Source organism: Solibacillus sp. R5-41 (assembly GCF_002736105.1).
Taxonomy (GTDB): domain Bacteria; phylum Bacillota; class Bacilli; order Bacillales_A; family Planococcaceae; genus Solibacillus.
The window spans coordinates 3,846,903-3,872,513 of record NZ_CP024123.1 but is presented as its reverse complement, the minus strand read 5'-3'; the positions used below and the strand labels follow the sequence as shown (position 1 = coordinate 3,872,513).

At 37.5% G+C, this 25,611-nt stretch carries 21 protein-coding genes and 1 pseudogene; 14 read left to right on the top strand and 8 right to left on the bottom strand.

Annotated elements, in window-relative coordinates:
* Positions 1-76: 76 nt before the first annotated feature.
* Complete coding sequence (locus CSE16_RS19185; protein WP_099425359.1) at positions 77-949, top strand: GNAT family N-acetyltransferase; 873 nt, start codon at positions 77-79, stop codon at positions 947-949.
* Between the two features lie 214 nt (positions 950-1,163).
* Positions 1,164-2,024 (top strand): ROK family protein, encoded by an 861-nt coding sequence (locus tag CSE16_RS19180; protein WP_099425358.1) that lies wholly within the window; start codon positions 1,164-1,166, stop codon positions 2,022-2,024.
* A 122-nt stretch (positions 2,025-2,146) separates the two neighbouring features.
* Here CSE16_RS19180 and putP read toward each other — a convergent pair whose 3' ends face one another.
* The 3 genes from putP to CSE16_RS19165 all read right to left on the bottom strand — a co-directional run bounded on the left by putP (position 2,147) and on the right by CSE16_RS19165 (position 6,319).
* On the bottom strand, positions 2,147-3,634 hold the full coding sequence (putP, locus tag CSE16_RS19175) for a sodium/proline symporter PutP (RefSeq protein WP_099425357.1): 1,488 nt from the start codon (positions 3,632-3,634) through the stop codon (positions 2,147-2,149).
* A gap of 91 nt (positions 3,635-3,725) precedes the next feature.
* Complete coding sequence (locus CSE16_RS19170; RefSeq protein ID WP_099425356.1) at positions 3,726-4,700, bottom strand: proline dehydrogenase family protein; 975 nt, start codon at positions 4,698-4,700, stop codon at positions 3,726-3,728.
* Between the two features lie 323 nt (positions 4,701-5,023).
* The gene (locus CSE16_RS19165) at positions 5,024-6,319 is read right to left on the bottom strand and encodes an AAA-type ATPase lid domain-containing protein (RefSeq protein WP_099425355.1); all 1,296 of its coding nucleotides are present in this window, start codon (positions 6,317-6,319) and stop codon (positions 5,024-5,026) included.
* A 169-nt stretch (positions 6,320-6,488) separates the two neighbouring features.
* Here CSE16_RS19165 and pruA point away from each other — a divergent pair, with 169 nt between their 5' ends.
* The gene (gene pruA / locus CSE16_RS19160; RefSeq protein WP_099425354.1) at positions 6,489-8,033 is read left to right on the top strand and encodes an L-glutamate gamma-semialdehyde dehydrogenase; all 1,545 of its coding nucleotides are present in this window, start codon (positions 6,489-6,491) and stop codon (positions 8,031-8,033) included.
* A 176-nt stretch (positions 8,034-8,209) separates the two neighbouring features.
* Here pruA and CSE16_RS19155 read toward each other — a convergent pair whose 3' ends face one another.
* From CSE16_RS19155 to CSE16_RS19135, 5 genes are all read right to left on the bottom strand, one after another.
* Positions 8,210-9,118 (bottom strand): ABC transporter ATP-binding protein, encoded by a 909-nt coding sequence (locus tag CSE16_RS19155; RefSeq protein ID WP_099425353.1) that lies wholly within the window; start codon positions 9,116-9,118, stop codon positions 8,210-8,212.
* Positions 9,108-10,166, bottom strand: coding sequence for an ABC transporter ATP-binding protein (locus CSE16_RS19150; protein ID WP_099425352.1), 1,059 nt, complete (start codon positions 10,164-10,166; stop codon positions 9,108-9,110). Before CSE16_RS19150 ends, CSE16_RS19155 begins: the two co-directional genes overlap by 11 nt.
* 14 nt (positions 10,167-10,180) lie before the next feature.
* A complete protein-coding gene (locus tag CSE16_RS19145) occupies positions 10,181-11,116 on the bottom strand; it encodes an ABC transporter permease (RefSeq protein ID WP_099425351.1) in 936 nt (311 codons plus the stop codon).
* On the bottom strand, positions 11,116-12,045 hold the full coding sequence (locus tag CSE16_RS19140; protein WP_099425350.1) for an ABC transporter permease: 930 nt from the start codon (positions 12,043-12,045) through the stop codon (positions 11,116-11,118). Before CSE16_RS19140 ends, CSE16_RS19145 begins: the two co-directional genes overlap by 1 nt.
* Positions 12,046-12,292: 247 nt before the next feature.
* The gene (locus CSE16_RS19135; protein WP_099425349.1) at positions 12,293-13,918 is read right to left on the bottom strand and encodes a peptide ABC transporter substrate-binding protein; all 1,626 of its coding nucleotides are present in this window, start codon (positions 13,916-13,918) and stop codon (positions 12,293-12,295) included.
* Positions 13,919-14,454: 536 nt separating this feature from the next.
* Between CSE16_RS19135 and CSE16_RS19130 the strand changes: the two genes are divergently transcribed.
* From CSE16_RS19130 to CSE16_RS21985, 11 genes and pseudogenes are all read left to right on the top strand, one after another.
* Positions 14,455-15,012, top strand: coding sequence for a thioredoxin family protein (locus tag CSE16_RS19130; RefSeq protein WP_099425348.1), 558 nt, complete (start codon positions 14,455-14,457; stop codon positions 15,010-15,012).
* A 181-nt stretch (positions 15,013-15,193) separates the two neighbouring features.
* Positions 15,194-16,108, top strand: coding sequence for a diacylglycerol kinase (locus CSE16_RS19125; RefSeq protein ID WP_099425347.1), 915 nt, complete (start codon positions 15,194-15,196; stop codon positions 16,106-16,108).
* A 639-nt stretch (positions 16,109-16,747) separates the two neighbouring features.
* Complete coding sequence (locus CSE16_RS19120; RefSeq protein ID WP_099425890.1) at positions 16,748-18,085, top strand: cytochrome ubiquinol oxidase subunit I; 1,338 nt, start codon at positions 16,748-16,750, stop codon at positions 18,083-18,085.
* Positions 18,082-19,107: a cytochrome d ubiquinol oxidase subunit II gene (locus CSE16_RS19115; protein WP_099425346.1), complete on the top strand. Its 1,026-nt coding sequence runs from the start codon at positions 18,082-18,084 to the stop codon at positions 19,105-19,107. Before CSE16_RS19120 ends, CSE16_RS19115 begins: the two co-directional genes overlap by 4 nt.
* Positions 19,108-19,119: 12 nt before the next feature.
* Positions 19,120-19,224 carry a cytochrome bd oxidase small subunit CydS family protein gene (locus CSE16_RS22280; protein ID WP_371514512.1) on the top strand — a complete coding sequence of 35 codons (105 nt, stop codon included), beginning with the start codon at positions 19,120-19,122 and terminating at the stop codon, positions 19,222-19,224.
* Between the two features lie 155 nt (positions 19,225-19,379).
* Positions 19,380-20,744, top strand: coding sequence for a 23S rRNA (uracil(1939)-C(5))-methyltransferase RlmD (gene rlmD, locus CSE16_RS19110; RefSeq protein ID WP_099425345.1), 1,365 nt, complete (start codon positions 19,380-19,382; stop codon positions 20,742-20,744).
* A 337-nt stretch (positions 20,745-21,081) separates the two neighbouring features.
* Complete coding sequence (locus tag CSE16_RS19100) at positions 21,082-21,975, top strand: nicotianamine synthase family protein (RefSeq protein ID WP_157764862.1); 894 nt, start codon at positions 21,082-21,084, stop codon at positions 21,973-21,975.
* Positions 21,976-22,509: 534 nt separating this feature from the next.
* On the top strand, positions 22,510-23,118 hold the full coding sequence (locus CSE16_RS19095) for a uridine kinase family protein (RefSeq protein WP_099425342.1): 609 nt from the start codon (positions 22,510-22,512) through the stop codon (positions 23,116-23,118).
* Positions 23,119-23,216: 98 nt separating this feature from the next.
* A complete protein-coding gene (locus CSE16_RS19090; protein WP_099425341.1) occupies positions 23,217-23,654 on the top strand; it encodes a VOC family protein in 438 nt (145 codons plus the stop codon).
* A gap of 421 nt (positions 23,655-24,075) precedes the next feature.
* Positions 24,076-24,936 (top strand): helix-turn-helix domain-containing protein, encoded by an 861-nt coding sequence (locus CSE16_RS19085; protein WP_099425340.1) that lies wholly within the window; start codon positions 24,076-24,078, stop codon positions 24,934-24,936.
* Positions 24,937-24,944: 8 nt separating this feature from the next.
* Positions 24,945-25,447: pseudogene (locus tag CSE16_RS21985) on the top strand (hypothetical protein).
* Positions 25,448-25,611 lie beyond the last annotated feature (164 nt).

Here is a 25,611-nt window from a genome sequence, read left to right as displayed (position 1 = left end):
ATTTAAAAACTAGCACAATCCGTTTTTGAAATAAATCCCAAATATGATATTCTAGCAATATATGGGAGGCAATGAAATGAAATTGATTAAGGGTGACGAAATTCGTAAAAATGAGCAACTGATGAAAAGCTTCTTTCAATTTAGTGAAGAAACGTTTCAACTGCAATTTGAACAATGGGCACAGCTAGGTTATTGGAATGATAGTTATTGTTGCTATGCGTTTGAAGACAAAGGTGAAATTGTCGCGAACGTTTCTACTAGTATAGGTACGATGATTTTAGAGGGACAAGCGTATCAATCGGTGCAAATCGGGACGGTTATGACGAAGCCGGGCTATCAAGGGCAAGGTTTATCTCGAAAGCTAATGGAAGCTGCATTAGAAGATGTACAACAGGCTCAGTTTGTTTATTTGTTTGCAAATGCATCGGTTCTTCAGTTTTATACTAAATTTGGTTTTGAAAAAAGAAGGCAGGCAACCTATCATGTGAAAACGGCTGATTTTAAATTACAGTTAACAGAAGTAAAGAAGCTTGATATGAATGAGCCAAAAGCACGTGAATTATTGTATGAAACGATTATGCACCGATTGCCAATTAGCATGAAAATGAGCATGCTTCAAAACGAAGATATTGTCATGTATCATGCATTAACACAATATAAGGATTGTATTTACTATGTACCAAAGCTGAAGGCAATCATTATTTGTCAGGAAGAAGATGGTGTACTCGAACTGATAGATGTCATTTCAAAGTATCCAATAGGTGTCGTAGATGTATTACAAAACTTGCCTATCACAGCACCATCTATTCAACTTTGCTTCACACCAGATGAACTAACGATTCCGGTTGTACAAGGTATTTTTGAAGATGATGGCGCGATGTTTGTGAAAGAGCAATCTAAAATGCATTATCCGAATAATGTGCTATATCCGTATAGTGGCTTAGCGTGAAAAAGGTGGGCAGGCAAATCAAGCCCTGTTTACTCTTTTATTTAAATGGACTTGAGTTTATTACCTTTTTATGTAATCTAAAGTAAATGACGATTACATTTCAAAAAATGCAACGGGGATAGGTTCGACAGTTGGCTTTATTATAAACTTTTTTGAAAAGCATGGTTATAAAATTTGGCAACAGTACGGTATTTTTGTAAAGCAGGTGAAGTGTATGTGGATTTTAAGTGGTGATATAGGTGGGACAAAATTAGCGCTCGCAATATCGAAAGTAGAGGAGCCGGAAAAGCTCGTTAAACAAATAGAAGTGAAAAGCCCGCAGCAATCTGATGCGTTATTCAAGGCAATGATTGATGGTTTTCAGAGCATGCTTGAAAATGAGTTAGGTGACGTGACAAAGGTTTCAGTAGGTTTACCAGGTGTCCTCGATATTGAGAAGGGACTCGTCATCTATCAACAAAATTTACCGTGGCGTCAATTCCCGCTCGTCGATAAATTGCAGGCACACTACCCGAATGTGGAAATTAAAATGGAAACGGATATGACCACAGCAGCAAATGGTGAATATAAAATCCGTCATTTTCAGAAAGAAACGATGATTTATATGACCATTAGTACCGGAATTGCTTGCTGTACAATTCATGATGGGAAGATTTTGCGCGGCGCAGGTATACCAGGAGAAGTTGGATTTTCCTTAACGCGTGAAGGAGAGTATTTAGAGTGGATGGGATCAGGACCTGCACTACAAAAAATGATGCAAGAAAAAACAGGTGATGATGCAACGCTCGAACAATTTTTCGAGCGCTATTATAAAAATGATCCGCTTATTATGCCGGTTATCCAAACTTGGCAAGAAGAGGTTGCACATAAAATTCATACGTTTTTAATGTTACTCGACCCCCATGTTATTGTCCTTGGTGGAGGTGTTATGAACCATCATCCACAAATGGTAAAGGAAATTGCGGAGAAGGTGGATGCTTACTTCACATTGCCCTTTTTTGAACATAAAAAAGGACGCATACAAGCAAGTATAAACAAAGGAAATGCTGGTTTAATAGGGGCAGCGTTATTTTAGAAAAATGGTGGTCTTGACGCATTTGCCACAAGCCCACACTTCATAAGAATCTTCATTAAAAAATAAAAAGAGTATTCACGGCTCCATTTCGAAAGCCGATGAATACTCTTATTTCAAAAATACTATTCGCGTTCTTGTTTTAAAATGCGTTGTGTTTCTTCAAACTCTTGTTCAATTTCTGCATTATGTTTATAAGTAGCTAAACTTACAATAAAGGCAACAATTAAACAAATGATGAAGCCAGGTACGATTTCGTAGAGCATGCTAGATAAGCTTGGTGTACGACCCCAGATGAATGCCACTAATGCACCCGCAACCATACCTGAAAGTGCTCCGTAATTCGTCAGCTTTTTCCAGAATAACGATAGTAAAATAATTGGACCAAAGGCAGCACCGAAACCAGCCCATGCAAATGCAACAAGCCCTAAAATAGTACTCTCAGGATTCCAAGCAACGAAAGAAGCGAAAATAGAAACTAAAAGTACAGCCATACGACCTAAAAATACATAGTGTTTATCCGATGCAGACTTATTAAATAATGCTTTATATATGTCCTCAATAAGTGCAGAAGATGTCACGATCAATTGAGAAGAAATCGTACTCATAACAGCCGCTAAAATCGCCGCTAAAATAACCCCTGCAATAAACGGATGGAATAAAATTTGTCCTAATACGATAAATACAGTTTCACTATCCTTTAATTCGATTCCTTGTTGTTGGAAGTAAGCAACCCCTACTAATGCAGTCGATAGGGCACCAAGTAAACTGAAAATCATCCAGCCAATTCCAATGCGACGTGCACTTTTCACTTCTTTAACGGAAGAAATCGCCATGAAACGTACGATAATATGAGGTTGACCAAAATAACCAAGACCCCAAGCAACCGATGAAATGATACCGGCAGCAGTAGCAGTAGCTGGTAATAAACTTAGCATATCTGGATTTACTTCTTTAATCGAATCTAGTGTATCACCAAGGCCACCTGTTAAAAATATACCGAATACAGGAACGGCGATTAATGTGATGACCATGATTAGTCCTTGGATAACATCGGTATAACTAACCGCTAAAAAGCCACCAAATAAAGTATAGGCTACAACAACAGCTGAAACGAATAATAGCCCTGTATGATAGTCCATTCCAAATGAACTTTCAAAAAATTTCCCGCCTGAAACCATTCCGGAAGATACATAGAAAGTAAAGAACACTAAAATGATAATTCCAGAAGCGATACGCAGTAGTTTCGTATTATCGCGTAAACGGTTGTCTAAATAACTCGGTATTGTAATCGAGTCATTTGAAACTTGTGTATAGACACGTAAGCGAGGTGCTACAAGTAACCAGTTTAAATAAGCTCCAATTGTTAAACCGATTGCAATCCATGCTTCAACTAAACCCGAAACATAAATGGCACCAGGTAAGCCCATTAAAAGCCAACCCGACATATCCGCCGCCCCTGCGCTAAGTGCGGTAACAGTAGCACCAAGCCCACGACCACCTAACATATAATCTGTTAAACTACTAGTTTTACGAAATGCATACCAGCCAATTCCAAGCATGGCAATCATATAAATGATAATAGCTAAAAGTTGATAGCTATATTCTGACATAATAACAGCTCCTTAAATATTAATAAGAATCTGCTAAGTGTATCATGTATCTTTATACCCGTTCAACGCAAAATTTAGTAGCACCCAGCTGCTATTTTTTTCTTTTTGTCATGCGTCCTAGCAAGAAGGCACCAGCTGCAACAGCAAGGATTGTATTCGATTTTTTATTGAAAACTTGCTTTGAAACAAGCGAAAGATTTTGCGGGCGCTCAGCAAGTCGACGCATAAAGTAACCGTACCAATCATGACCAAAAGGAACATACGTACAGAAGTTATAGCCTTCTTGTGCAAGTTCTAGTTGTAGCTCTTTACGGAAACCATAAAGCATTTGGAATTCAAATTTTTCATTTGGAATATTATGTTTTTTTACAAACTGTTTTACATGATTAATGACATGGTGATCATGCGTTGCAATGGATGTAAATTTCCCATGCAATAAATGATATTCAATGTGCTCGATATATTTACGATCAATCTCTTCCTTTGCTTGATAGGCAACAGAGTGATCTTCTTTATAAGCACCCTTTACAAGTCGTAAACGGTAGTCTTTATAGCGATCTACGTTTTCATCTGACTCGAAGAAATACGACTGAATAACTGTACCAATGTTATTATAGTGCTCGCTTAATTTTTCAAGTAGCTGGAAAGAAGGGTGAAGACGTGCATAGTTTTCCATGTCGAAATTGACAAAAATTTGATAATTATTTGCGGCCGAAACAATCTCTTCTAAGTTTTCAAAACAAAAATCATAATCAATATCTAAGCCTAGTTGTGATGGTTTTAATGAAATATGAGCTTGTAAATTTTCAGTATGAATGCGATCGATAACCGCTAAGATTTGTTGCTTCGCCTCAAGTGCAGCAGATTTTTCAAAAACAAATTCACCTAAATTATCAACCGTACATGAAATACCTAGTGCATTTAATTCTTTAATGCTTTCGACCACTTCGTCGATATTTGTACCTGCAACGACACTTTGCGCTCCAAGTTTAAAACCATATTTTTGAGCAACAGAATTTAAAGTTTGGTTCTCTGAAAGTGCGATAAAAAAATCTTTTAACGTCATATTTAAGCAACCCCCTATGATTTTAATGTTATGTTAACGTTGAAGTGAGTATATAGTAAAAAAATAAAAAAAGGAAACACTAATTTAGAATTTTCTAACTTCAATATGGAGAAATTGTGTAATATCAAGGGGTTTTTTAGTGTATTTTTTTTTACTGGAATAATAAAGAATGGGAAATGTCGTAAAATTAAGAATTGATGCAAAGAAATTTTGCAGTTCTAAGTAAAAGTGTTGTTCTATGACATAAAAATTACTTCGAAACGCAAAATAAAATCAACATTTTGACCTAAATCAAAATGTTGATTTTATTAATGCGAAACAATTTATTTTCGTTTCAAGCGATATTGTAAGCCTTGGCGGTGAATGCCGAGGGACTTGGCTGTTTGAGAAATATTGCCGTCATTTAATTGCAGTGCATATTGGATATAATGATCCTCCACTTTTCGCATATATTCATCAAGGGGCTGTAATTCTTGATGAGAAAAGTCAAAAAGATTGGCTGTATCATGTGAAATCGGCTGTGCTTTATTCAGTTTCCATTTGAAATAAGCAGGAACGAGCGTCATATCAACAAAATCCTCATTTGTCAGCAATGCGCTAATATCATCTAGTAAAACCTCAAGCTCTTTTAAATTGCCTGGCCAATCATATGTAAGAAAGAGCTCCTCTACTTCCGGTGCTAAACCTTTTATATGAATGCCGTAGTTACTGCGTCGACGGGCAAAATAATCATCGATAAACGGCTTAATATCTTCGCGACGTTCACGCAATGATGGGACTTGAATGGTTAAGTTAGAAAATAAATAATAAAGGTTTTTAGAAAGGCGTCCATTTTGAATTAAATCGATTGGATCCTCACCAATGCTAGCAATGAATACATGATGGCGATCTTGGTAGGATTCTAATAATTCAATAATGCGTTCCTGGGCAGGCATGGATAAATATTCGATTCTTTCAGCAAAGAACGTATATTTCTTTTCTTCTGCAATATATTTTTCTATTTGTGTAAGTAGCGTTTCCTCGTTGCGACGGCAAATGAGCGTAATAAAGCGATCGTTTTTTTCGACAAGCTCATGATGAATGCCCTCTGCAATCATATCTTTTCCTGTTCCTGATTCCCCAACAAGCATAACAGGAATTCTGCCGAAAGCCGCAATTTTCGCCTGTTGAATGACTTGCTTCATCGATTTTGAAACAGCGGTAATAATATCAAACGTTAATGGGGCACCATAACGGCTGAGCGGTCTGTCCATTAAAAATTCCTGTTGCGTCACATCACGTGAAAATTGGATGGCGATTTTCGTCCCGTCATTAAGGGTAAAAGGATAATAATCATTAATCAGGGATACTTCTTCACCGTTTTCATTCCAAAAAGTTTGCTTCACGTGACTAATTGCCTGTCCAGAGGCAAAAACCTTTTGCAGCATGTTTTGCTCTAAATTAAAGTCAAGTGATTGCGAGACAAAGCGGTGTGTCACTTGCTCGAGTGACTCACCTGTAAGTTCGCGCATTTTTTTGTTGAAGACGATAACACGACCACTATCATCAATCGCACAAAGCCCCATGTCGATTTTTTCTGTAATAAATTCAAAAACATTTGTAATATCAAGTTGTTTCATACGGTGCAACCCCCTTACATATATCTTAGCATGGAGTATCTAGAGTAAGACAATTTTAATTAATCAGAAAAATATATTGATTTAAGCAATGAAATATTGCACAATTAAACTTGTAAGCGTTTTATAAGGCGCAAAAAAATAATGCACTAACCATCGGAGGTAATGATAAATGATAGATTACAAACATGAACCATTTACAGATTTCTCGGTAGAAGCACATAAAAACGCATATTTAGAGGCATTAGCAAAAGTAGAATCACAATTAGGTGCGGAATATCCACTCATTATTGGTGGCGAGCGCATTACAACTGAAGATAAAATCGTTTCATATAACCCAGCAAATAAAACTGAAGTAATTGGTTCTGTTTCGAAAGCTTCACAGGATTTAGCAGAAAAGGCAATGCAAGAAGCCGATAAAGCATTCCAATCATGGAAAAAGGTAAAGCCTGAAATTCGTGCGGATGTTTTATTTAAGGCAGCAACGATCATTCGTCGACGCAAACATGAATTTTCGGCATGGTTAACAAAAGAAGCTGGGAAACCTTGGAATGAAGCAGATGCTGATACGGCAGAAGCAATTGATTTCCTAGAATATTACGGACGTCAAATGCTAGCAATGAAGGATGGTCGTAAAGTAGAAAGCCGTCCAAATGAATACAATCGTTATGATTACATTCCACTTGGGATTGGCATTGTAATCTCGCCTTGGAATTTCCCATTTGCAATCATGGCTGGCACTACTGTTGCGGCAGTTGTAACAGGGAATACAGTATTATTAAAACCAGCTTCTACAACACCAGTAGTCGCTTATAAATTTATTGAAGTGCTTGAGGAAGCGGGCTTACCAGCAGGGGTTGTTAACTTTGTCCCAGGAAGTGGCGCTGAAGTAGGGGACTATTTAGTAGATCACCCGAAAACACGTTTCATTAGCTTCACAGGTTCACGCGATGTCGGCTTACGCATTAATGAGCGCGCATCTAAATTAAATGAAGGTCAAATTTGGATTAAACGCGTCATTGCTGAAATGGGCGGGAAAGATACGATGGTTGTGGATAAAGAGGCGGATTTAGAGCTTGCAGCACAATCAATTGTCAAATCGGCATTCGGCTTCTCAGGCCAAAAATGTTCTGCTTGTTCACGTGTTGTCATTGTAAAAGATGTGTACGACCAAGTAGTTGCTCGCGTAGGAGAGTTAACGAATGAGCTTACAATTGGTGACCCAGTCAATCCATCGAACTTTATGGCGACAGTTATTGATGCTGCAGCGTTTAAAAAGATTAATGAATACATTGAAATTGGTAAAAATGAAGGGCGCCTTATTGCAGGCGGCATTTCAGATGATACAGTGGGCTATTTTGTTAATCCAACTGTATTTGCAGATGTTGATCCAAAAGCACGCATTATGCAGGAGGAAATTTTCGGTCCAGTAGTAGCGATAACAAAGGCGGATACGTTTGAAGAGGCGATTGCAATTGCAAATAACACTGAGTACGGTTTAACAGGTGCAGTCATTACGACAAATCGTATGAATTTAGAATATGCGCGTGATGAGTTCCATGTTGGGAATTTATACTTTAACCGTGGCTGTACAGGTGCTATTGTAGGTTATCAACCATTTGGTGGCTTCAATATGTCAGGCACGGATTCAAAAGCAGGCGGTCCAGACTACTTAACATTACACATGCAAGCAAAAACAACTTCAGAAACATTCTAATACAAAAAGAAAATATCTCGTATAACACGAGATGTTTTCTTAACTTTATTTAGCGGATGTTTGAAAATCAGCTAAATAAAGTTGAAGCCTCCGGCTGATTCCGAACGCAATTACGCTAAGGCGTAATTGATTACAGTAAAAAGAACACATCCCGTTTTACACGAGATGTGTTCTTTTTATTTAGCCCATTCTTTCGCTTGTGCTTCTGTACCGAAGACGAAGTGACCAGGGCGAGCTTCAATTACTTTTGCAGCAGGATCGTGCTCGGTATGTTTGTAAGGAATACGTACACGATTGCGCTCATATTCAGGGTTTGGCTGAGGAACCGCTGATAGTAATGATTTTGTATAAGGGTGAATTGGATTATTGTAAATCTCATCCGCTTGGCCAAGCTCTAAAATTTTACCACGATACATTACCGCAATACGATCTGAAATGTATTTTACCATTGATAGGTCATGGGCAATAAATAAGTATGTTAAGCCGCGCTCTTTTTGAAGTTGCTTCAATAAGTTAACAACCTGTGCTTGAATCGAAACATCCAGTGCTGAGATAGGTTCATCCGCAATGATAAAGCTAGGATCTAAGCTAAGGGCACGGGCAATTCCGATACGCTGACGTTGACCACCAGAAAATTCATGGGCATAACGGTTTGCATGCTCACGCGTTAAACCTACTGATTCAAGTAATGAACCAACTTTCTCGCGACGCTCTGCTTTATTTTTATAAAGGCCATGAATATCAAAGCTTTCTGCAATTAGTTCACCAGCTGTCATACGAGGGTTTAACGATGCATATGGATCTTGGAAAATCATTTGCATTTCACGGTTAAATTGTAGTAAATCTTTGCGTGATTTTAGCTCTGAAATATTGCGACCTTTGAACATAATTTGGCCTTCTGTAATGTCATAAAGACGGATAATAGAGCGACCAGTCGTTGATTTACCACAGCCAGATTCTCCAACTAATCCTAATGTTTCCCCTTCATATACATCAAAGCTAATGCCGTCAATCGCTTTAATCGGTTCTTTTGCTGTACCGAAATGTTGCTTTAAGCCTTGTACTTCTAAAATCTTATTTGCCATTTGTTTTGCCCTCCAGTTCATAGCCTTCGATGCGGCGTGCTACTGCATCAGGAAGTGGAAGTTTTGGTGCATCTGGATGTAAAAGCCATGTTTTTGCAGAATGAGTATCCGATACTTTAAACATTGGCGGTTCCATTTCAAAGTCGATTTTCATTGCATGTTCATTACGAGCCGCAAATGCATCGCCTTTTGGTGGATCGATTAAGTTTGGTGGAGAGCCTGGAATCGCACGTAGTAATTCATCTGAGCTGTTGTTTAAATCCGGCATCGAGCCAAGTAAGCCCCAAGTATAAGGATGTTTTGGATTGTAGAAAATATCCTCTACTGTTCCGTACTCGACAATTTGTCCTGCATACATAACGGCTACGCGGTCTGCGATATTCGCGACTACACCTAAATCATGAGTAATGAAAATAATCGACGTGTTCGATTTCTTTTGGATTTCTTTCATTAACTCTAAAATTTGTGCTTGAATCGTTACATCTAAAGCTGTTGTTGGTTCGTCCGCAATTAATAGCTTCGGATCTGCAGCAAGGGCTATCGCGATGACAACACGTTGACGCATCCCACCTGATAATTCATGTGGGTATGCTCGGTAACGTTTGTCTGGGAACGGAATCCCTACTTGATCTAGCAATTCAATCGCACGTACTTTTGCAGCGTCACGTGAAGTCACTTTTTTATGTTTTAATAAAACTTCCGTAATTTGCTTACCGATACGCATTGTTGGGTTTAAAGCAGTCATTGGATCTTGGAAAATCATCGCGATATCATTTCCGCGAACGGCCATCATTTCTTTTTCAGTTAAAGGAATAATGTCTTTGCCATTGAAATTAATTTGCCCGCCTGCATAAATACCAGGAGGCTGTGGTATTAATTTCATTAAGGCGTTACTCGTTACAGATTTACCAGAACCAGATTCTCCAACGATTGCTAAAGTTTCGCCTTCGAATAATTCAAAGCTTACACCTCGTACGGCTTGGACCACACCAGCGTACGTTTTGAAATTAATACGTAAGTCATTTACTTCTAATACTTTTTTCTTCATAGCGTACACTCTCCTTATTTACGTAATTTCGGATCAAGTGCGTCACGGAGCCCGTCACCAACTGCGTTAAACGCAAAAATTGTTACCGAGATTAACAGGGCAGGGAACAATAATCGCCACGGGGCAGATGTTAAAGCCTTGAAACCTTCAGAGGCCATTGTACCCCAGCTGGCTAATGGAGCTTGAACACCTAAACCTAAATAACTTAGGAAACTTTCTGTGAAAATTGCACTTGGAATTGTCATTGTCATCGTTACTAAAATCGCACCCATCGCATTTGGGATAAGATGGCGTTTAATAATATGCCAATTGTTCGCACCTAGTGTACGAGCTGCAAGTACGTACTCTTGGTTTTTAATTTTTAATACTTCACCTCGAACGATACGTGCCATATTCACCCAGCCGGTAATCGATAGGGCAATAATCATTGGCACTAAACCAGGTTCCATAACTACAAGTAAAATAATAACAACAAGTAAGTAAGGAATGGCAGTTAAAACGTCAGCAATACGCATCATAATATTGTCGACACGGCCACCTGCAAGACCGGCAATACTCCCCCATAAAACACCGATAATTAAATCAATGATAGCAGCGGTAATACCGATAAATAGTGAAATTCGAGCGCCTTCCCATGCACGAACAAATATGTCACGAGCAAGGTCATCTGTACCAAACCAGTGTGTAGCAGATGGTGCACTGTTATATAATCCCACGCTTTCTTCGTAGTTAAAAGATGAAAATATAGGAGCAAAAATGGCCATTAATGTAATGAAGATTAATATGATTGAACCAACAATCGCCAGTTTATTATGAGAGAAGCGATAAAATACTTCCTTCCAAAAGGACACTTGTTTTTTTGCGAGTGCGTCAGTTTCTTGAGTTTGATTACCGACAACTTCAAACATTTCAGGTGCAATTTTTGGAATTTGCTGTTTGTCTAAATTCATTACTTTTTCGCTCCTTTCAATTTAATACGTGGGTCAATTACGCTATATAAAATATCCACAATTAATACAGCAAATAATAAAATAAGTGAATAGAACACAGTAGTTCCCATAATTACTGTATAGTCACGGTTCGTAATACTTGTTACGAAGTGGCGACCAAGTCCAGGAACGGCAAAGATTTGCTCAATTACGAAACTTCCTGTAATAACTCCTGCAAAAAGAGGTCCTAAGTACGTCACAACTGGTAATAATGCGTTTCGTAATGAATGCTTGAACACAACTGTCCATTTTCCAAGACCTTTTGCACGAGCTAGTTTCACGTAATCACTATTATTTTGCTCCAGCATACTTGAACGCGTTAGTTTAGCTATGAAGCCTGCGTGTGTAATCGCAATCGCAAATGCCGGTAAAATCGTATAAGAGAAGCCTTTCCAACCACTTACTGGGAATAACCCCATCTTGTAAGATAAATAATATTGGAGCAGTCCAGCTAAAATGAATGACGGAACCGAAATCCCCAAAATGGCGATAATCGTTGCTGCATAGTCTGGAAACTTATTGTGATACAGTGCCGAAACAACCCCTAGTAAAATCCCAATCCCAATCGCCAAGATCATTGCTTGAAGACCTAAAGCAAGGGAAACAGGGAAACTTTCAGTGATAAGGTCATTTGTTGATCGTCCTGTGTACTTCATTGATTCACCAAAATCAAAAGTCATCGTGTCGACTAAATAATCTTTATATTGGATATACCAAGGATTATCCAGCCCATATTTTGCGTTTAGTTGCTCTTCAATTGCAGGTGGTAGGTCACGTTCACTCGCGAATGGACTACCTGGTGCAAGCTGCATTAAGAAGAATGTCGCTGTAATAATTAAATACATTGCTAGGACGATATATAGTAATCGTTTAATAATAAATTTTAACAATGTCCATACCTCCTTTTTTAATTATGCCACGGCTAGCTTTAGTCTAGATTTTTATCAAACATGCACGATAAAATCTGTGACATCCGCCGGGGTTTGGGACCTAACAAATTAAGTTTAAATATTTAGAATATTTTCATATAACAGGAAAGGCTGCTTGAAACAAATGAATGTTTCAGCAGCCTTCATACTTGAAAAAGACAAGCATCTCATGTGTTCGCATGAGTTTTTGTATGAAGTTTACAAGATGTTATTTAACGTCAACGTATTTAAGGTTGATGGTACCTTTTGCATCTGGTACCATGTTTTCTACTTTATCCGAAACAACATTTAAGTTTGTTTGGAAGTAGATAGGTGCTACTGGCATGTCTTCCATAATAATAGCTTCTGCTTCTAATAATTTTTCTAAACGTTTAGCAGAATCTGTTTCTGTTGTAGATTCTTTAAGTAATTTCGTATACTCTGCGTTGCTCCAGCCAGTTTGGTTATTTCCATTTTCTGCTGAGCTGTACATTTCTAAGAACGAGTATGCATCGTTGTAGTCAGCAGACCAACCCATACGACCTACTTGGTAATCGCCACCGTTGATTTTGTCTAAATATACTTGCCATTCAGCATTATCAAGCTTAATCTTGATGCCTAAGTTTTTCGTCCAACCTTGTTGGATGAATTGTGCGATTGCAGCGTGTGCTTCTGAAGTGTTGTAAGAAACTTTAATTTCTAAGTCAGCAGCGCTTGCAAGACCTAATTCTTTAAGACCAGCGTCTAAATACTTCTTCGCTTCTTCATAGTTCGCATCTTGGAAGTAACCTTCGTCATCGCCGAAACCTGCAACAGAGTTTGGAACAATACCAAGTGCTGGCTCTTGCTCACCTTTAGTGATGTTTTTAACTAACCCTTCACGGTCGATCGATAATGATAACGCTTTACGAATGTTTTCGTTTTGCATTACATCATCTTCCGTATTGAATTTATACCAGTAAATACCTGATAAATCAGATACGTTTAACTTATCTTCAGATTTTAAGCGGTCAATTGAATCAAGTGAAATTGTTCCAAATGGTGCACCTAAGAAGTCCACTTCATTATTGTCAAACATCGTCATTTGTGTCGTTTCAGACTCAACCATTGCAACGTTTACTTTTTCGATATCTACATTTTCAGCATCCCAATACGTATCACGTTTCTCTAATACCATTTCACTTGAGTGAGCCCAAGAAGCTAAGTTGTATGGACCGTTTGATACATAAGAATCTGCTTCTGTGAACCAATTTGGATTCGCTTCAGCTGTTGCTTTGTGAATCGGGAAGAATGTTCTGAAAGCTGTTAACTCTAAGAAATAAGGTGTAGGAGCTTCTAGAGTAACTTCAAGTGTTTTTTCATCGATCGCTTTAATACCTACTTCTTCAGCAGTACCTTGTCCATTGTTATATTTTTCTGCACCTTTAATTGCATAAAGGATTGATGGATATTCAGAAGCGTTTTCTGGATTTAATCCCCATAACCAAGCAAAAGCAAAGTCTTCAGCAGTCACTTTATCGCCGTTTGACCACTCTGCATCACGCAACGTAAATGTGTAAGTAAGTAGGTCATCAGAAACTTTGTAATCTTCGGCAGCTGCTAAAATAGGCTCACCATTCACCATTGTTGTTAAACCTTCAAATGCGTTTCCGATAATTGCTCCAGAAGTTGAATCTGTCGCTAATTGTGGGTGTAATTTAGGTGGCTCAGATGTAATTAATAAGTTTAATTCTTTTGCTGCGTCACCTGATGCATTTTTGTCTGTGTCTTTCGTCGTGTCATCGCTGCCACATGCTGCTAAAAATGCAGACAGAGAAAGAGCCATTGCTGGTAATACTACTTTGTTATACTTCATTAAATAGTCCCCCCTAGAAAATCATGTAAATTAAATTTTCTGATAATATTTTGATGCGTTAATTCAATATATCAAAATATTATTGAGAAAAATAGACTATTTTAAAAAAAAATTTAAAAATAAAATAAGTAAAATAATTTAGAATATTCATAGATTTTTAATAAATTACAGAATATGTTATGCGCATAGTAAAAAAGAAATGGATTACTTTGAATTCGAGGTAAAAACGCAAGTGAAAATTGTTAGTTTTGAATTATACGAATAATTTGATTTGTCACAAAATGGACACATTTAATCTTACTTAGAGTGTGTCATGAGGAAAGAAAGGAGCTTTTTGTTCTAGTTTAACTTGATTAATCCCTCGGCGGATGTCATAGATTTTTAGAGTAACTTTTCGAGCATGCTCGAAAAAAATATAAACTAAAGTTAGCTGAGGCGTAATTGATTGCGGTATTCGGACGATGTGGAATAATTATCCTTTCATTTCTTCGTAAAAAGCGTCAAAATGGATTTATACGAATAGGGAGGTAATCGAAATGAAAACAGAGCAGCATTATTTTGAAGAAAGTAAAGACATGGGAAATTACATGGAGGATATGTCTCAGCTAAAAGAATATAGTTTTTCTATTTATGAAAATTTTGAAGTGGCACAGGATGATGCCTTTATTGAAAAGTTAAAAAATGCAAATGTTCATATTTTGGCGATTACAGAAGATTGGTGTGGGGATGCGATGCTAAACAATCCAATCATCCGAAAAATTGCAGAAGCAGCTAATGTCGAAATTCGCACAGTATTGCGTGATGCAGATACGGATTTAATCGATCGCTATTTAACAAATGGCGGAAGAGCAATTCCGATTTATATCATATTAAATGAAGCCGGAGAAGTACTAGGGCATTGGGGGCCACGTGCGCCACAATTACAACAATTCGTTATGGAAAGTCGCGCGCAGCTTCCGGATAAAGAAGATCCAAATTTTGAAGAAGCACAAAAAGCGATGTATGGAAATATTAAGACGCAATATACAGAATCACCTCAAATGTGGTCTTATGTGTACGAAGATTTTAAAAAGACAGTGGAAGCTGTTTTATAAGCGGAGTATACCGTGTAAAAAAAGTTCTTACTATTAATAATAGTAGGAACTTATTTTTGGAAGGAACGTATAATTGAAGAGAATCTAATTAAGCTAATATACAAGCGAGAGTTGCATTCTTGAAACAACCAACAGTATACTTTTAACATGGTAAAAAATAATAAATCAGGATGAGATAATGATGAAAAGAGCACGAATTATTTATAATCCAACTTCTGGTCGAGAAACTTTTAAAAAACATTTACCAGAAGTATTAGAAAAACTAGAAATAGCAGGTTATGAAACGTCTTGCCATGCAACAACAGGAGCTGGAGATGCAACAAAGGCGACGATCGATGCTGTAAATCGCCAATTTGATATCGTTATTGCTGTTGGTGGAGATGGTACATTGAATGAAGTTGTCTCAGGCGTTAGTCAATGTGAAAACCGTCCAAAAATTGGATTAATTCCAATGGGAACAACGAATGATTTTGCACGTGCGGTTCATATCCCACGGAAAATTGATGAAGCACTAGACATTATTATTGCAGGAGAAACGATTCCGGTGGATGTTGGAATATTAAATGAGGAACGCTATTTCATTAATATTGCCGCGGGTGGACGTATTACAGAGCTGACATACGAAGTGCCGAGCAAAATGAAAACGATGCTCGGTCAATTAGCTTACTATTTAAAAGGGATTGAAATGATTCCTTCCATTAAAGCAACACAAATGACAATTGAAATGGACGATGAAGTATTTGATGGCAATGCGATGATGTTCCTATGTGGTTTAACGAACTCTGTAGGTGGCTTTGAAAAAATTGCCCCAGATGCAACGATTAATGACGGATTATTTACCGTGATGATTTTAAAGGAATGCAATATCGCGGACTTTGTTCGAATCGCATCCCTTGCTTTACGGGGCGAGCATTTAAATGATGAACGCCTTATTTATCGTAAAGCGAGCCGCGTCAAAGTTACTTCTGAGGCAGAGGTACACTTAAATTTAGATGGTGAGTACGGTGGAGATGCCCCTGCGGTATTCCAAAATTTAAAACGTCATATCGAAGTATTTGTACCAATCGATGAAATTCGTGAAGAAGATAAAATGTAATACATTAATTGATTAAAGCATGTAAGGACACAATGTCTTTACATGCTTTTTTGTCTAGAAAAGAATTATGGCCCAATACCAAAATATGTTTAAAAACTTTTACGCTAGCCACATATACTGCCTGATCCATCTCACGGCATGTTCTTGGCACTATATTTTCGTTAAGCTGGCTAGTTTGTCTATAAAAATTAAGTGTGAAAATGTAAGTTGATTGGAGTGGAGGCCTAACTAAGAATACGCCGCCTTCCACGTTTGCTGCTCTCTAAATGCAGAAAGCTTCAGAATAGGAAACATTTATAGAGGCTGTCCCTGCACAAAGCAGTGTAGCTCATGTGCTTAGCCAGTCTCACAAGCACATACTTTATTTGAATCAATATTAGAAGAACCGCACCAAAATCAATCGAACAGAAATGAAATTTAAGCGTTCGAAATGTCATGAGATGGGTATAGTAATAGAATGAGTACTATTTATCTTCGTTCAGTATGCATTTAAAAGCCTGTTGAATGAAAATGATGCCTCCAGGCGATATCACAGATTTTGAAGGAGGCCTGCACGATGCTGGTCAGTTAGCACAATTCAAAATTGGAATCAATTACGCCGAGGCGAAGTTGATTCGATTTATGAAAGGAGAAAATAAAGTGATCAATGATTCTGCGGTATTTTGGAGCCGTATTTTAACAGAAGTTACGCTATCATTTCATATTATTTACGCCACAATTGGCGTTGGTGTTCCAATTTTGATTATGATTGCCCAATGGATTGGGATTAAAAATAATGATGAACACTATATATTAATGGCAAGACGCTGGGCAAGAGGTTTTGTGATTACCGTTGCGGTTGGCGTAGTGACAGGCACTGTAATCGGTCTCCAATTATCGTTATTATGGCCGAACTTTATGCAAATGGCAGGTCAATTAATTGCCTTGCCGCTGTTTTTAGAAACATTTGCTTTCTTTTTCGAGGCGATATTCTTAGGTATTTATTTATACACATGGGATCGTTTTGAAAATCAAAAAAAGCATATGCTGTTACTTATTCCGGTAGCGATAGGGGCATCAATGTCCTCGGTGTTTATTACCGTTTTAAATGCGTTTATGAATGCACCACAAGGCTTCGATATTGTCGATGGGCAAGTAATTAATATTCAACCACTTGTTGCGATGTTCAATCCAGCAATGCCAACGAAAGTAGCACATGTATTATTGACTGCCTATATGACATGCGCGTTTTTATTAGCATCCATTGCAGCGTATCGTTTATTGCGCGGGTCAAAGCATGAATATCATAAGAAATCGCTTTATTTACTGATGAAATTAGGCTTTATATTTGCGGTTGCTACGGCTATTGTTGGTGACTTTTCGGGCAAATATTTAGCGGAATACCAGCCAGAAAAGCTTGCAGCAGCAGAATGGCATTTTGAAACCGAGCCGAATGCACCGCTTATTTTGTTTGGTGTACTAGATGATGGGGAAATAAAATATGCATTGAAAATTCCCTATGCTTTAAGTATTTTGGCACATAGTAATCCAACCGCAGAGGTGATTGGGCTAGATAAGTTTCCCGTAGACGAACATCCCCCATACTATATTCATTATTTATTTGATGGAATGGTGATGATCGGAATGTTTATGGTGGCACTTTCCCTCTTATACTTACTTGCACTGTGGCGTGGTTGGGCGTTTATTCAAACAAAATGGTTTCGATGGATTGTTGTAGCGGGAGGACCACTATCAGTCATTGCGATAGAATTAGGGTGGTGGCTAGCTGAGGTAGGAAGACAACCTTGGCTATTACGAGGAATTATGCGTACAGAACAGGGCGCAACAACGAGTGAATACGTCGACTTAATGCTGATTTTGTTCTCGGCACTTTATTTTGTTCTAGCTATGGGTAGTATTATCACATTGCACCGCATGTTTAAAAAGAATCCAATAGAAAATGAAATCGCAAGAAGGAAAGAGAGGGACGTCATATGAGTTTAGAGCTTATTGGAATTTGCGTGCTTTGGGCATTTCTTTTCGGCTATGTCATTATCGCCTCCATAGACTTCGGTGCTGGATTTTATAATGCGTATAGCGTGTTAACGAATCGCTCGGATATTTTAAGTGATGTCATTAAACGTTATTTATCACCTGTTTGGGAAGTAACGAATGTCTTTCTCGTATTTTTCTTTGTTGGCATGGTGGGCTTTTTCCCACAAACCGCCTTTTATTATGGAACGCTTTTACTTGTGCCAGTCAGCATTTCATTAATACTTTTATCCATTCGAGGTGCCTATTATGCGTTTGAATCGTATGGAGTGACGGGGCATAAAGGGTATGCCACAGCTTACGGTTTAGCTGGATTATTAATACCCGCCTCACTGTCAGTAGTATTTACCATTTCAGAGGGAGGCTATGTGGAAATGGTTAGCAACTACCCCCAGCTTAATTATAAGGCGTTGTTTACGAGCCCGTTAACTTGGAGCATTGTCGTTTTAAGTATTGTTGCTGTGCTTTATATTTCAGCGGTTTTTTTAACATGGTATGCGTTTAAAGCAAAAGATTATAAAGCATCGAATTTAATGCGGAAATTTGCGTTAATTTGGTCTGCACCATTGGCAATCGCTGCGATTGGAATTATTATTGAGTTTCGTGGGCATAATCCATTCCGTTTTGAAAATATGGTGGATGTGTGGTGGCTATTTGCCATTTCGGCTATTCTCTTTTTCATTACGACATGGCTATTATGGACAAAGAAAAAATACGGCTTGGCGGTCATTTTACTATTTAGTCAATTTGGATTTGCCTTCTTTGCTTACGGCATCTCGCATTATCCGTATTTATTGTATCCGTATTTAACGATATACGATGGCTTTACCAATAAAGAAATGGCTATTGCATTAATTATCGCGTTTATATTTGGCGCGGCTTTATTAATTCCCTCACTTATTTTATTGTTCAAACTGTTTGTATTTAACAAAGACTATGTTCGAGGAATACATGATGAGCATGTATAGGAGGAAGCAACAATGAGCGGATTTCTTATTTTTGTCGCACCATTTATTGTCGTCGTGCTCACGTTATTTATTGCATTTTATACAGCACCTAATGATAAGTTAAGTAAGAAACAATAATAATCGCCTTCCTTCACGCACGAATCAGGTGCTAAAGGGAGGCGTTTTTTATTTGTATTAAGCGGAAAATTACAGCCCATAATGTGAGTTAAACGTGCAAAAGGTCATTCACATGTTACAATAAAAGAATTGAAAAACGAGAGGACGAATATGAAATGACTGCACCAATTAATAAAAATGATCGAACGACTGTTTATATAGAAGATTTAACACATGATGGCAATGGTGTCGCAAAAATAAATGGCTACCCACTATTCATCCAAGGGGCATTGCCTGGTGAAACGTTGGAAGTGCATGTAGTAAAAACGTTGAAAAATTATGGCTTTGCTAAAATCATAGACATTATCGAAAAATCACCGGACCGAGTAGATGCACCATGTGAATACTTTGCACAATGCGGAGGCTGCCAATTACAGCATCTTTCTTATGAAGGGCAATTAAAGTGGAAGCAAAACATGGTTGCCAATGTGATGAAGCGTTTAGGGAAAATTGATGCGCCCGTACTTCCTGTCAAAGGGATGGAGGAGTCTTGGCATTATCGTAATAAATCACAAATTCCTTTTGGACTAAGTGAAGCGGGACAAACAGTGGCAGGTTTTTATAAAATGAAATCCCATGCCATCGTCAATATGGAACGCTGCTTAATTCAAACAGGTGAAGCCGATGTCATGATGGCTGATTTTAAAGAAAAATTAACAACTTTAGGCATTCGACCTTATGATGAGCAATCTAATAGAGGATTGCTACGCCATGTTGTTGTACGTAAAGGACGCGCTACTGGGGAAGTGATGATTGTGCTTGTAACAAAATCACGCAAATTACCACAAGCAGAGGCAGTGATTGAAATGCTTCGTACGCTTGTACCGAATGTCACGTCGATTGTCCAAAATATCAATGGTGAAAAAACAAATGTTATTTTTGGTAATGAAACATTCACGCTTTGGGGGAAGGATACGATTGAAGACACGATTGGTAATGTACGCTTTGAAATTTCGGCACGTTCCTTCTATCAAGTAAACCCACTTCAAACAGAGGTGCTATATAAGCAGGCGCTTGACTATGCACAGCTTACAGGAAATGAACGTGTCATTGATGCATACTGCGGCATCGGCTCTATTTCTTTATTTTTAGCGCAGCAAGCAGGGCATGTAATGGGCGTTGAAATAGTGCCACAAGCAATTGAAGATGCAAAGCGCAATGCAGAACTGAACGGTTTTACAAATACGTATTTCGAGGCTGGCCCAGCAGAAGAAGTCATCCCTCGCTGGTATGAAGAAGGAAAAGAAGCTGATGTTTTAGTTGTCGATCCCCCACGTAAAGGGTGTGACGAGGCATTGCTTCAAACTATCATCGAGCAAAAACCAAAACGCGTCGTGTACGTTTCCTGCAACCCCGCAACTTTAGCTCGCGACCTCCGCATTTTAGAAGATGGCGGCTATAAAACAAAGGAAGTACAGCCGGTTGATATGTTCCCACATACGACGCATTGTGAAGCGGTGGCTTGGTTGGAGCTAAAATAATAAACAAAACCCTTAAGAATGTGGATTTAACAGCATTATTAAGGGTTTTATTGTTCGTGAAAGTAAAGTTACTGGCGAAATTTACGTGTGTTTTTAAGGGATTATGGAATTACAAGCCCGAAGAACTAGACACTCGTGCACAATTTGTGGTATTTATGTAGCGATAGAAGTAGACTTAATACCGATTCTTTTGAACTGCACCTATAATGTTAGTTGGTGCTACAACAATTGGGGTGCAGTTCATAATTACGTGACACTAATTTCTTCTATATCCTTGACCACATGAATATATTTCATATTATCGAATCAAGTGTAGAGTATGGGAGGAATTGAGAAAATGGAGGATTCTTCAACTGGTTCTTTACTAGTTACAAGTAACGCGCCAAGTATGCAAAGGGTTAATAACTTTATCGCTTTTTTCCGTGAAGTAAATGAGCTTCTTGAGAAGGAAACAGATATTTCACCTGCGAATCAATTGGTAGCGGAGGTATTCAACCATCTTTTACTTCAGTTGCGTTCCCACTTTTTGCCACAAGAAGTACAAGCTATTCTAAACAACGAGTATATTCAAATAAATCAACAAAAGTTACGGGATAAGTTGTCAGAAATCGAATTTCTTGTAGAACTTAGAGATTCTCATGAGATCTGCAAATTAGAGGGATCAGCCTTAGATATCGTAAAAAGTTTGACTAATTGGAACAGTTACTTTTCCCTAGTTAGTCAGGAATTGCAAATGATTCGTCAGCACATGCGGCAGAATCGTAACACAGAAAAGTTGCCCATTATCTTTGTAGGCAGCGGTCCAATGCCGATAAGTTCTATTATTCTACACCTGCTCAGTGATGCGAAGGTTATCTGTTTGGAGATGAATGCTGTCGCCTATGACGCATCATGCTACTTGCTGGAGCACTTAGGCCTAGGAGATAAAGTTACTGTCGTATTGAAGGATGGATCTGAGTTCGACTACAGCTCTTATAGTCAGATCTTTGTCGCTAGTCTCGTTCGAAACAAGCAGGCGGTGCTTGAAACCATTAGCAGAACTTCCGCAGATCCTTTAGTAGCCGTCCGCACAGCAGAGGGGATGAGGAGAATCATGTATGAAGCGATTGATGAATCTCAGTTGAATAACCAGGGGTGGAGGATTCTGGGGAGAACTTGTCCTGAAGAAAAACTGGTCGTCAATTCGACTTTGTTTCTTGAACGTGTAACTAATTCTTCTGTGCCGAATTAATATCGGACCGTGTCCACCAAACTTTAGGGGAAATCTGCAAGTATGATCATTGCAAGAATCTGTCAGCATCGAAACTAAACATAGTGAGTGAGCCAAAGGTACCTAATTCCAAAGCCCGAACTTCGGAGTTCGGGCTTTTATTAATATTGCACACCATGAGAGATTATAAGTTGTTTAATCAGGATTCTGTCAAGCAAAAGGGGATTTATAAACTTTTCAATTATGAACTTAATGATATATAGCTAAAATATGGATTCGTCAACACATGTCGGGTGCTGTTCACTGCTAGTACAGAAGGACAAATAAATCGGAGATGCATTGGCAGAAATAGCAAAGAGGGGCGGTGAACCCCTCGTTTACACGGAACATTGAGGGCAGCAACTAGAACATATCTAGTGAAACCATCAGATGATGATAAGGAAAGCGATATAGAATACTTTTATACTTGAATGAAGAAAACCAGATCGAATATTGGGCTATGGTTAAAAACGGAAAGACAATTAGACCATATAAAACAGAAGGTGGTTAATTAAGATGAATTTGAAAATAATAAAGGGTCAATTTAGTTCTTTCAAACAATTAGTAGATGGTATAAATGAAATTTCTAAAAAGGAATCTACACTTTTGATTGCGATAGACGGTTGTGGCGGTTCTGGAAAAAGTACATTTGCTGATAAAATAAAAGAAGAATTTCCTAATGTAACGATTGTTCATAAGGATGATTTTTACCTTCCTTCCTCACAAATTATAAAAACACATCCAACAAAAAAACCTATTGGTGCTGATTTTGATTGGAAGCGTCTTTTAAATCAGGTGCTGGAACCAATAAGCCAAGAAAAAGAGGGACATTATCAACGGTATGATTGGGAAACGGATAGCTTAGCAGAGTGGCATACTGTTCCTGTCGGTGGAATTGTAATAATCGAAGGCGTATATTCTATTCGAAAAGAATTAGTAGATAAATACGATGTTAAAATATGGGTTGATTGTCCAAGAGAAAAACGTCTTTCAAGGGGGCTTCATAGAGACGGAGAAGAAGCTCGTGAAATGTGGGAAAATAATTGGATGATTTCAGAAGATATTTATGTTGAAAAACATAAGCCTTATGAAAGTGCTGATATTGTTGTTGATGGAACTAAATAAAAGAGAAATTATTCAACTAACGGGCAGTTTTCTCATTGTTAATACTAGAATTTGAAACAGGATATTGCAAAATAACAGGAACATAGGAGGTACGAAATTTGAAGATACAAAGAATAGATCATGTGGGTGTAATCGTAAATGATCTCTCTGCCGCTAAAGAGTTTTTTCTCGATTTTGGACTTGAGGTGAAAGGGGAATGGGAAATGGAAGGAGAGTTGATGGGATATGCAGTTGGGCTTAATGACGTTAAAGTAGCGTGTGTAGGATTGGGAATGCCAGACGGTCAGACATGGATAGAACTAATTAAATTTTATTCGCCGTCAGATGAAAAAGATATTCAGCAAACCTTTGCAAATTCACTGGGTATCCGACATATTGCATTTACTGTTGAAGATATTGAAGCTGTTGTTGCCAAATTGCAAAAGAAGGGTACTGAAATCTTTAGTAAGATACAGCAATATGAAGAAAGTTATAAATTATGCTACGTTCGTGGTCCAGAGGGGATTATTTTGGAGTTGGCTGAGGAAATCAAATAAGTAATGCTAATTAAAATGAAAGTACGACTATTTGTTACTTTCTATTGGTGAAAAACAAGAACATTATTTATACAGTTTTTTATTCATAAAAGATAAAATTCAATGACCACAAGGGTTTAGGAGAATTATGAGCAATGCTGAAAAATCTCAGTTATTCCATAGTTCTTTGTATATTTATTAGCTTTGTAAGTCCACAAAAATCTGCCGTCTTGCTTGTTTAAAAAATAAAAAGCAGAGGGATTAGAGGTGCTGATATCGCAACTCTAAACCCTCTGCTTTAACTGTTATTTCTGTACCAATGAGCCACAACTCTAGAGTAGTAATAATAAATTCTAACATTTAAGCACCACCTTTGTATTATTTTTACAAATATTCAAATAAAAAGGTTATAATATATCTAAAAGAATAATTTGGTGATTATATGAGTAATTATGGCAACGTTATAAAAGAGATTCGAGATGGAAAAGGATATTCACAGCAATATGTGTGTGAAAATATATGTACACAAGGTAACTATTCAAAATTTGAAAAGTGGGGAAATAGAGAAGTAAAAGTCTCTATATTGAATGATTTTTTAGAGCGACTAGAGATGTCATTTGAGGAATTCAATTACATAAGCAACAATTATGAAATGCAAGATCGACAAAAAATATTACATCAGTTTTATAATCAAACTTATAATTCTGTGAGTGCATTATATAAATTAAAAAATGATTGTGGTGTTTATGTACTAATGAATCCTAAAGATAATTTATTAATAAAAATTAATACAGTTCTAGAGGGTATGATAGTTTTAGCAAAATCCAATGATTTCATAAGGGCTGCTGAAATTTTATCGCCACTTTGGGAGGATCTATCCCGTAGAAATTCATTATACTTATCTGATATTTATTTGCTAAATGCTATTTTATTTATTTTTCCGATTAATACTGCAACCAAAATAAAAGAATTTGTTTTCCGTCATCTTGATAAATATAAAGGCTATCAGAACATAAACAAATTAAAAATAAACTTTTTAGTCAATCTATCACTTATTAATATAAAAGAAAAGGACTTTGAAACAGCACTACGTCTAATAAATGATGCAATCGAGAAATGTAAAACGGAGCAACTTTTTATCAATCTATCTATCTGTTACGTGAGAAAAGGCATTTGCTTAAACAATTTAAAGAATGCTGATGAATGTTATGTTGAAAAGGGATTATCTATTCTTAAGCAAATTGAACAAGTAGAACTGATAAACATTTTGGAGAAAGAGGTTAAAAACTATTTACTTGATTAGTTTTTAATATCCTGTGCTGGGAGACGCTTGGAACTGCGTTATCAGAGGAAATTTCTTATACTCATATTGATACAGACGACTATTTTTGAATAACTAAATTTACAGAACAAAGACCATTACCTGAAAGAAGAGAAAAGCTAAAACATGATTTATCGATAAATCAAAACTGTTTTCTTTCGGGGGCAATATGTGGTTGGGGTGACTAATTTAAAACCTATTTTGACTTAGTAATATTTTTATGGATTCCCCAAAATTAAGACTTGAGAGATTGCAACAAAGGGAAATTCAAAGGTATGGGAAATAAATATTAGCTGGTGGTAGTAAACACCACCAATCAAAAGCCTTTTTGGAGTGGGCCTCTTTATATGATGAAGCAGGAATGGAAATTAGAAGTAAAATGTTACACGAACATTGGATGTCGGACTTAGTTTGTCCAATATTGAGAATAGAAGGAGACTATACGGTAAAAGAGCGAGTGAATTTAGTCCTCAATTATTTAAGTTCCAACTAAAAAATTTATTAAACTAACGGGGCTTAATTTCTTTAAGGAATTAAGCTTTTTTCTTATTAAGCTAAAATAGCAGGATTGATTAATAAGAATTGAAAAGTAGGAAATACTAATAACTGAAAGTTCGAATAGAATTGAGGTAGAAAATTGGTATTTTTGATACGTTT

Excerpts from the sequence above, each read along its gene's own strand:
- CSE16_RS19185 (WP_099425359.1), top strand. The coding sequence starts at position 77 with ATGAAATTGATTAAGGGTGACGAAATTCGTAAAAATGAGCAACTGATG.
- CSE16_RS19180 (WP_099425358.1), top strand. The coding sequence starts at position 1,164 with ATGTGGATTTTAAGTGGTGATATAGGTGGGACAAAATTAGCGCTCGCA.
- putP (WP_099425357.1), bottom strand. The coding sequence starts at position 3,634 with ATGTCAGAATATAGCTATCAACTTTTAGCTATTATCATTTATATGATT.
- CSE16_RS19170 (WP_099425356.1), bottom strand. The coding sequence starts at position 4,700 with ATGACGTTAAAAGATTTTTTTATCGCACTTTCAGAGAACCAAACTTTA.
- CSE16_RS19165 (WP_099425355.1), bottom strand. The coding sequence starts at position 6,319 with ATGAAACAACTTGATATTACAAATGTTTTTGAATTTATTACAGAAAAA.
- pruA (WP_099425354.1), top strand. The coding sequence starts at position 6,489 with ATGATAGATTACAAACATGAACCATTTACAGATTTCTCGGTAGAAGCA.
- CSE16_RS19155 (WP_099425353.1), bottom strand. The coding sequence starts at position 9,118 with ATGGCAAATAAGATTTTAGAAGTACAAGGCTTAAAGCAACATTTCGGT.
- CSE16_RS19150 (WP_099425352.1), bottom strand. The coding sequence starts at position 10,166 with ATGAAGAAAAAAGTATTAGAAGTAAATGACTTACGTATTAATTTCAAA.
- CSE16_RS19145 (WP_099425351.1), bottom strand. The coding sequence starts at position 11,116 with ATGAATTTAGACAAACAGCAAATTCCAAAAATTGCACCTGAAATGTTT.
- CSE16_RS19135 (WP_099425349.1), bottom strand. The coding sequence starts at position 13,918 with ATGAAGTATAACAAAGTAGTATTACCAGCAATGGCTCTTTCTCTGTCT.
- CSE16_RS19130 (WP_099425348.1), top strand. The coding sequence starts at position 14,455 with ATGAAAACAGAGCAGCATTATTTTGAAGAAAGTAAAGACATGGGAAAT.
- CSE16_RS19125 (WP_099425347.1), top strand. The coding sequence starts at position 15,194 with ATGAAAAGAGCACGAATTATTTATAATCCAACTTCTGGTCGAGAAACT.
- CSE16_RS19115 (WP_099425346.1), top strand. The coding sequence starts at position 18,082 with ATGAGTTTAGAGCTTATTGGAATTTGCGTGCTTTGGGCATTTCTTTTC.
- CSE16_RS22280 (WP_371514512.1), top strand. The coding sequence starts at position 19,120 with ATGAGCGGATTTCTTATTTTTGTCGCACCATTTATTGTCGTCGTGCTC.
- rlmD (WP_099425345.1), top strand. The coding sequence starts at position 19,380 with ATGACTGCACCAATTAATAAAAATGATCGAACGACTGTTTATATAGAA.
- CSE16_RS19100 (WP_157764862.1), top strand. The coding sequence starts at position 21,082 with ATGGAGGATTCTTCAACTGGTTCTTTACTAGTTACAAGTAACGCGCCA.
- CSE16_RS19095 (WP_099425342.1), top strand. The coding sequence starts at position 22,510 with ATGAATTTGAAAATAATAAAGGGTCAATTTAGTTCTTTCAAACAATTA.
- CSE16_RS19085 (WP_099425340.1), top strand. The coding sequence starts at position 24,076 with ATGAGTAATTATGGCAACGTTATAAAAGAGATTCGAGATGGAAAAGGA.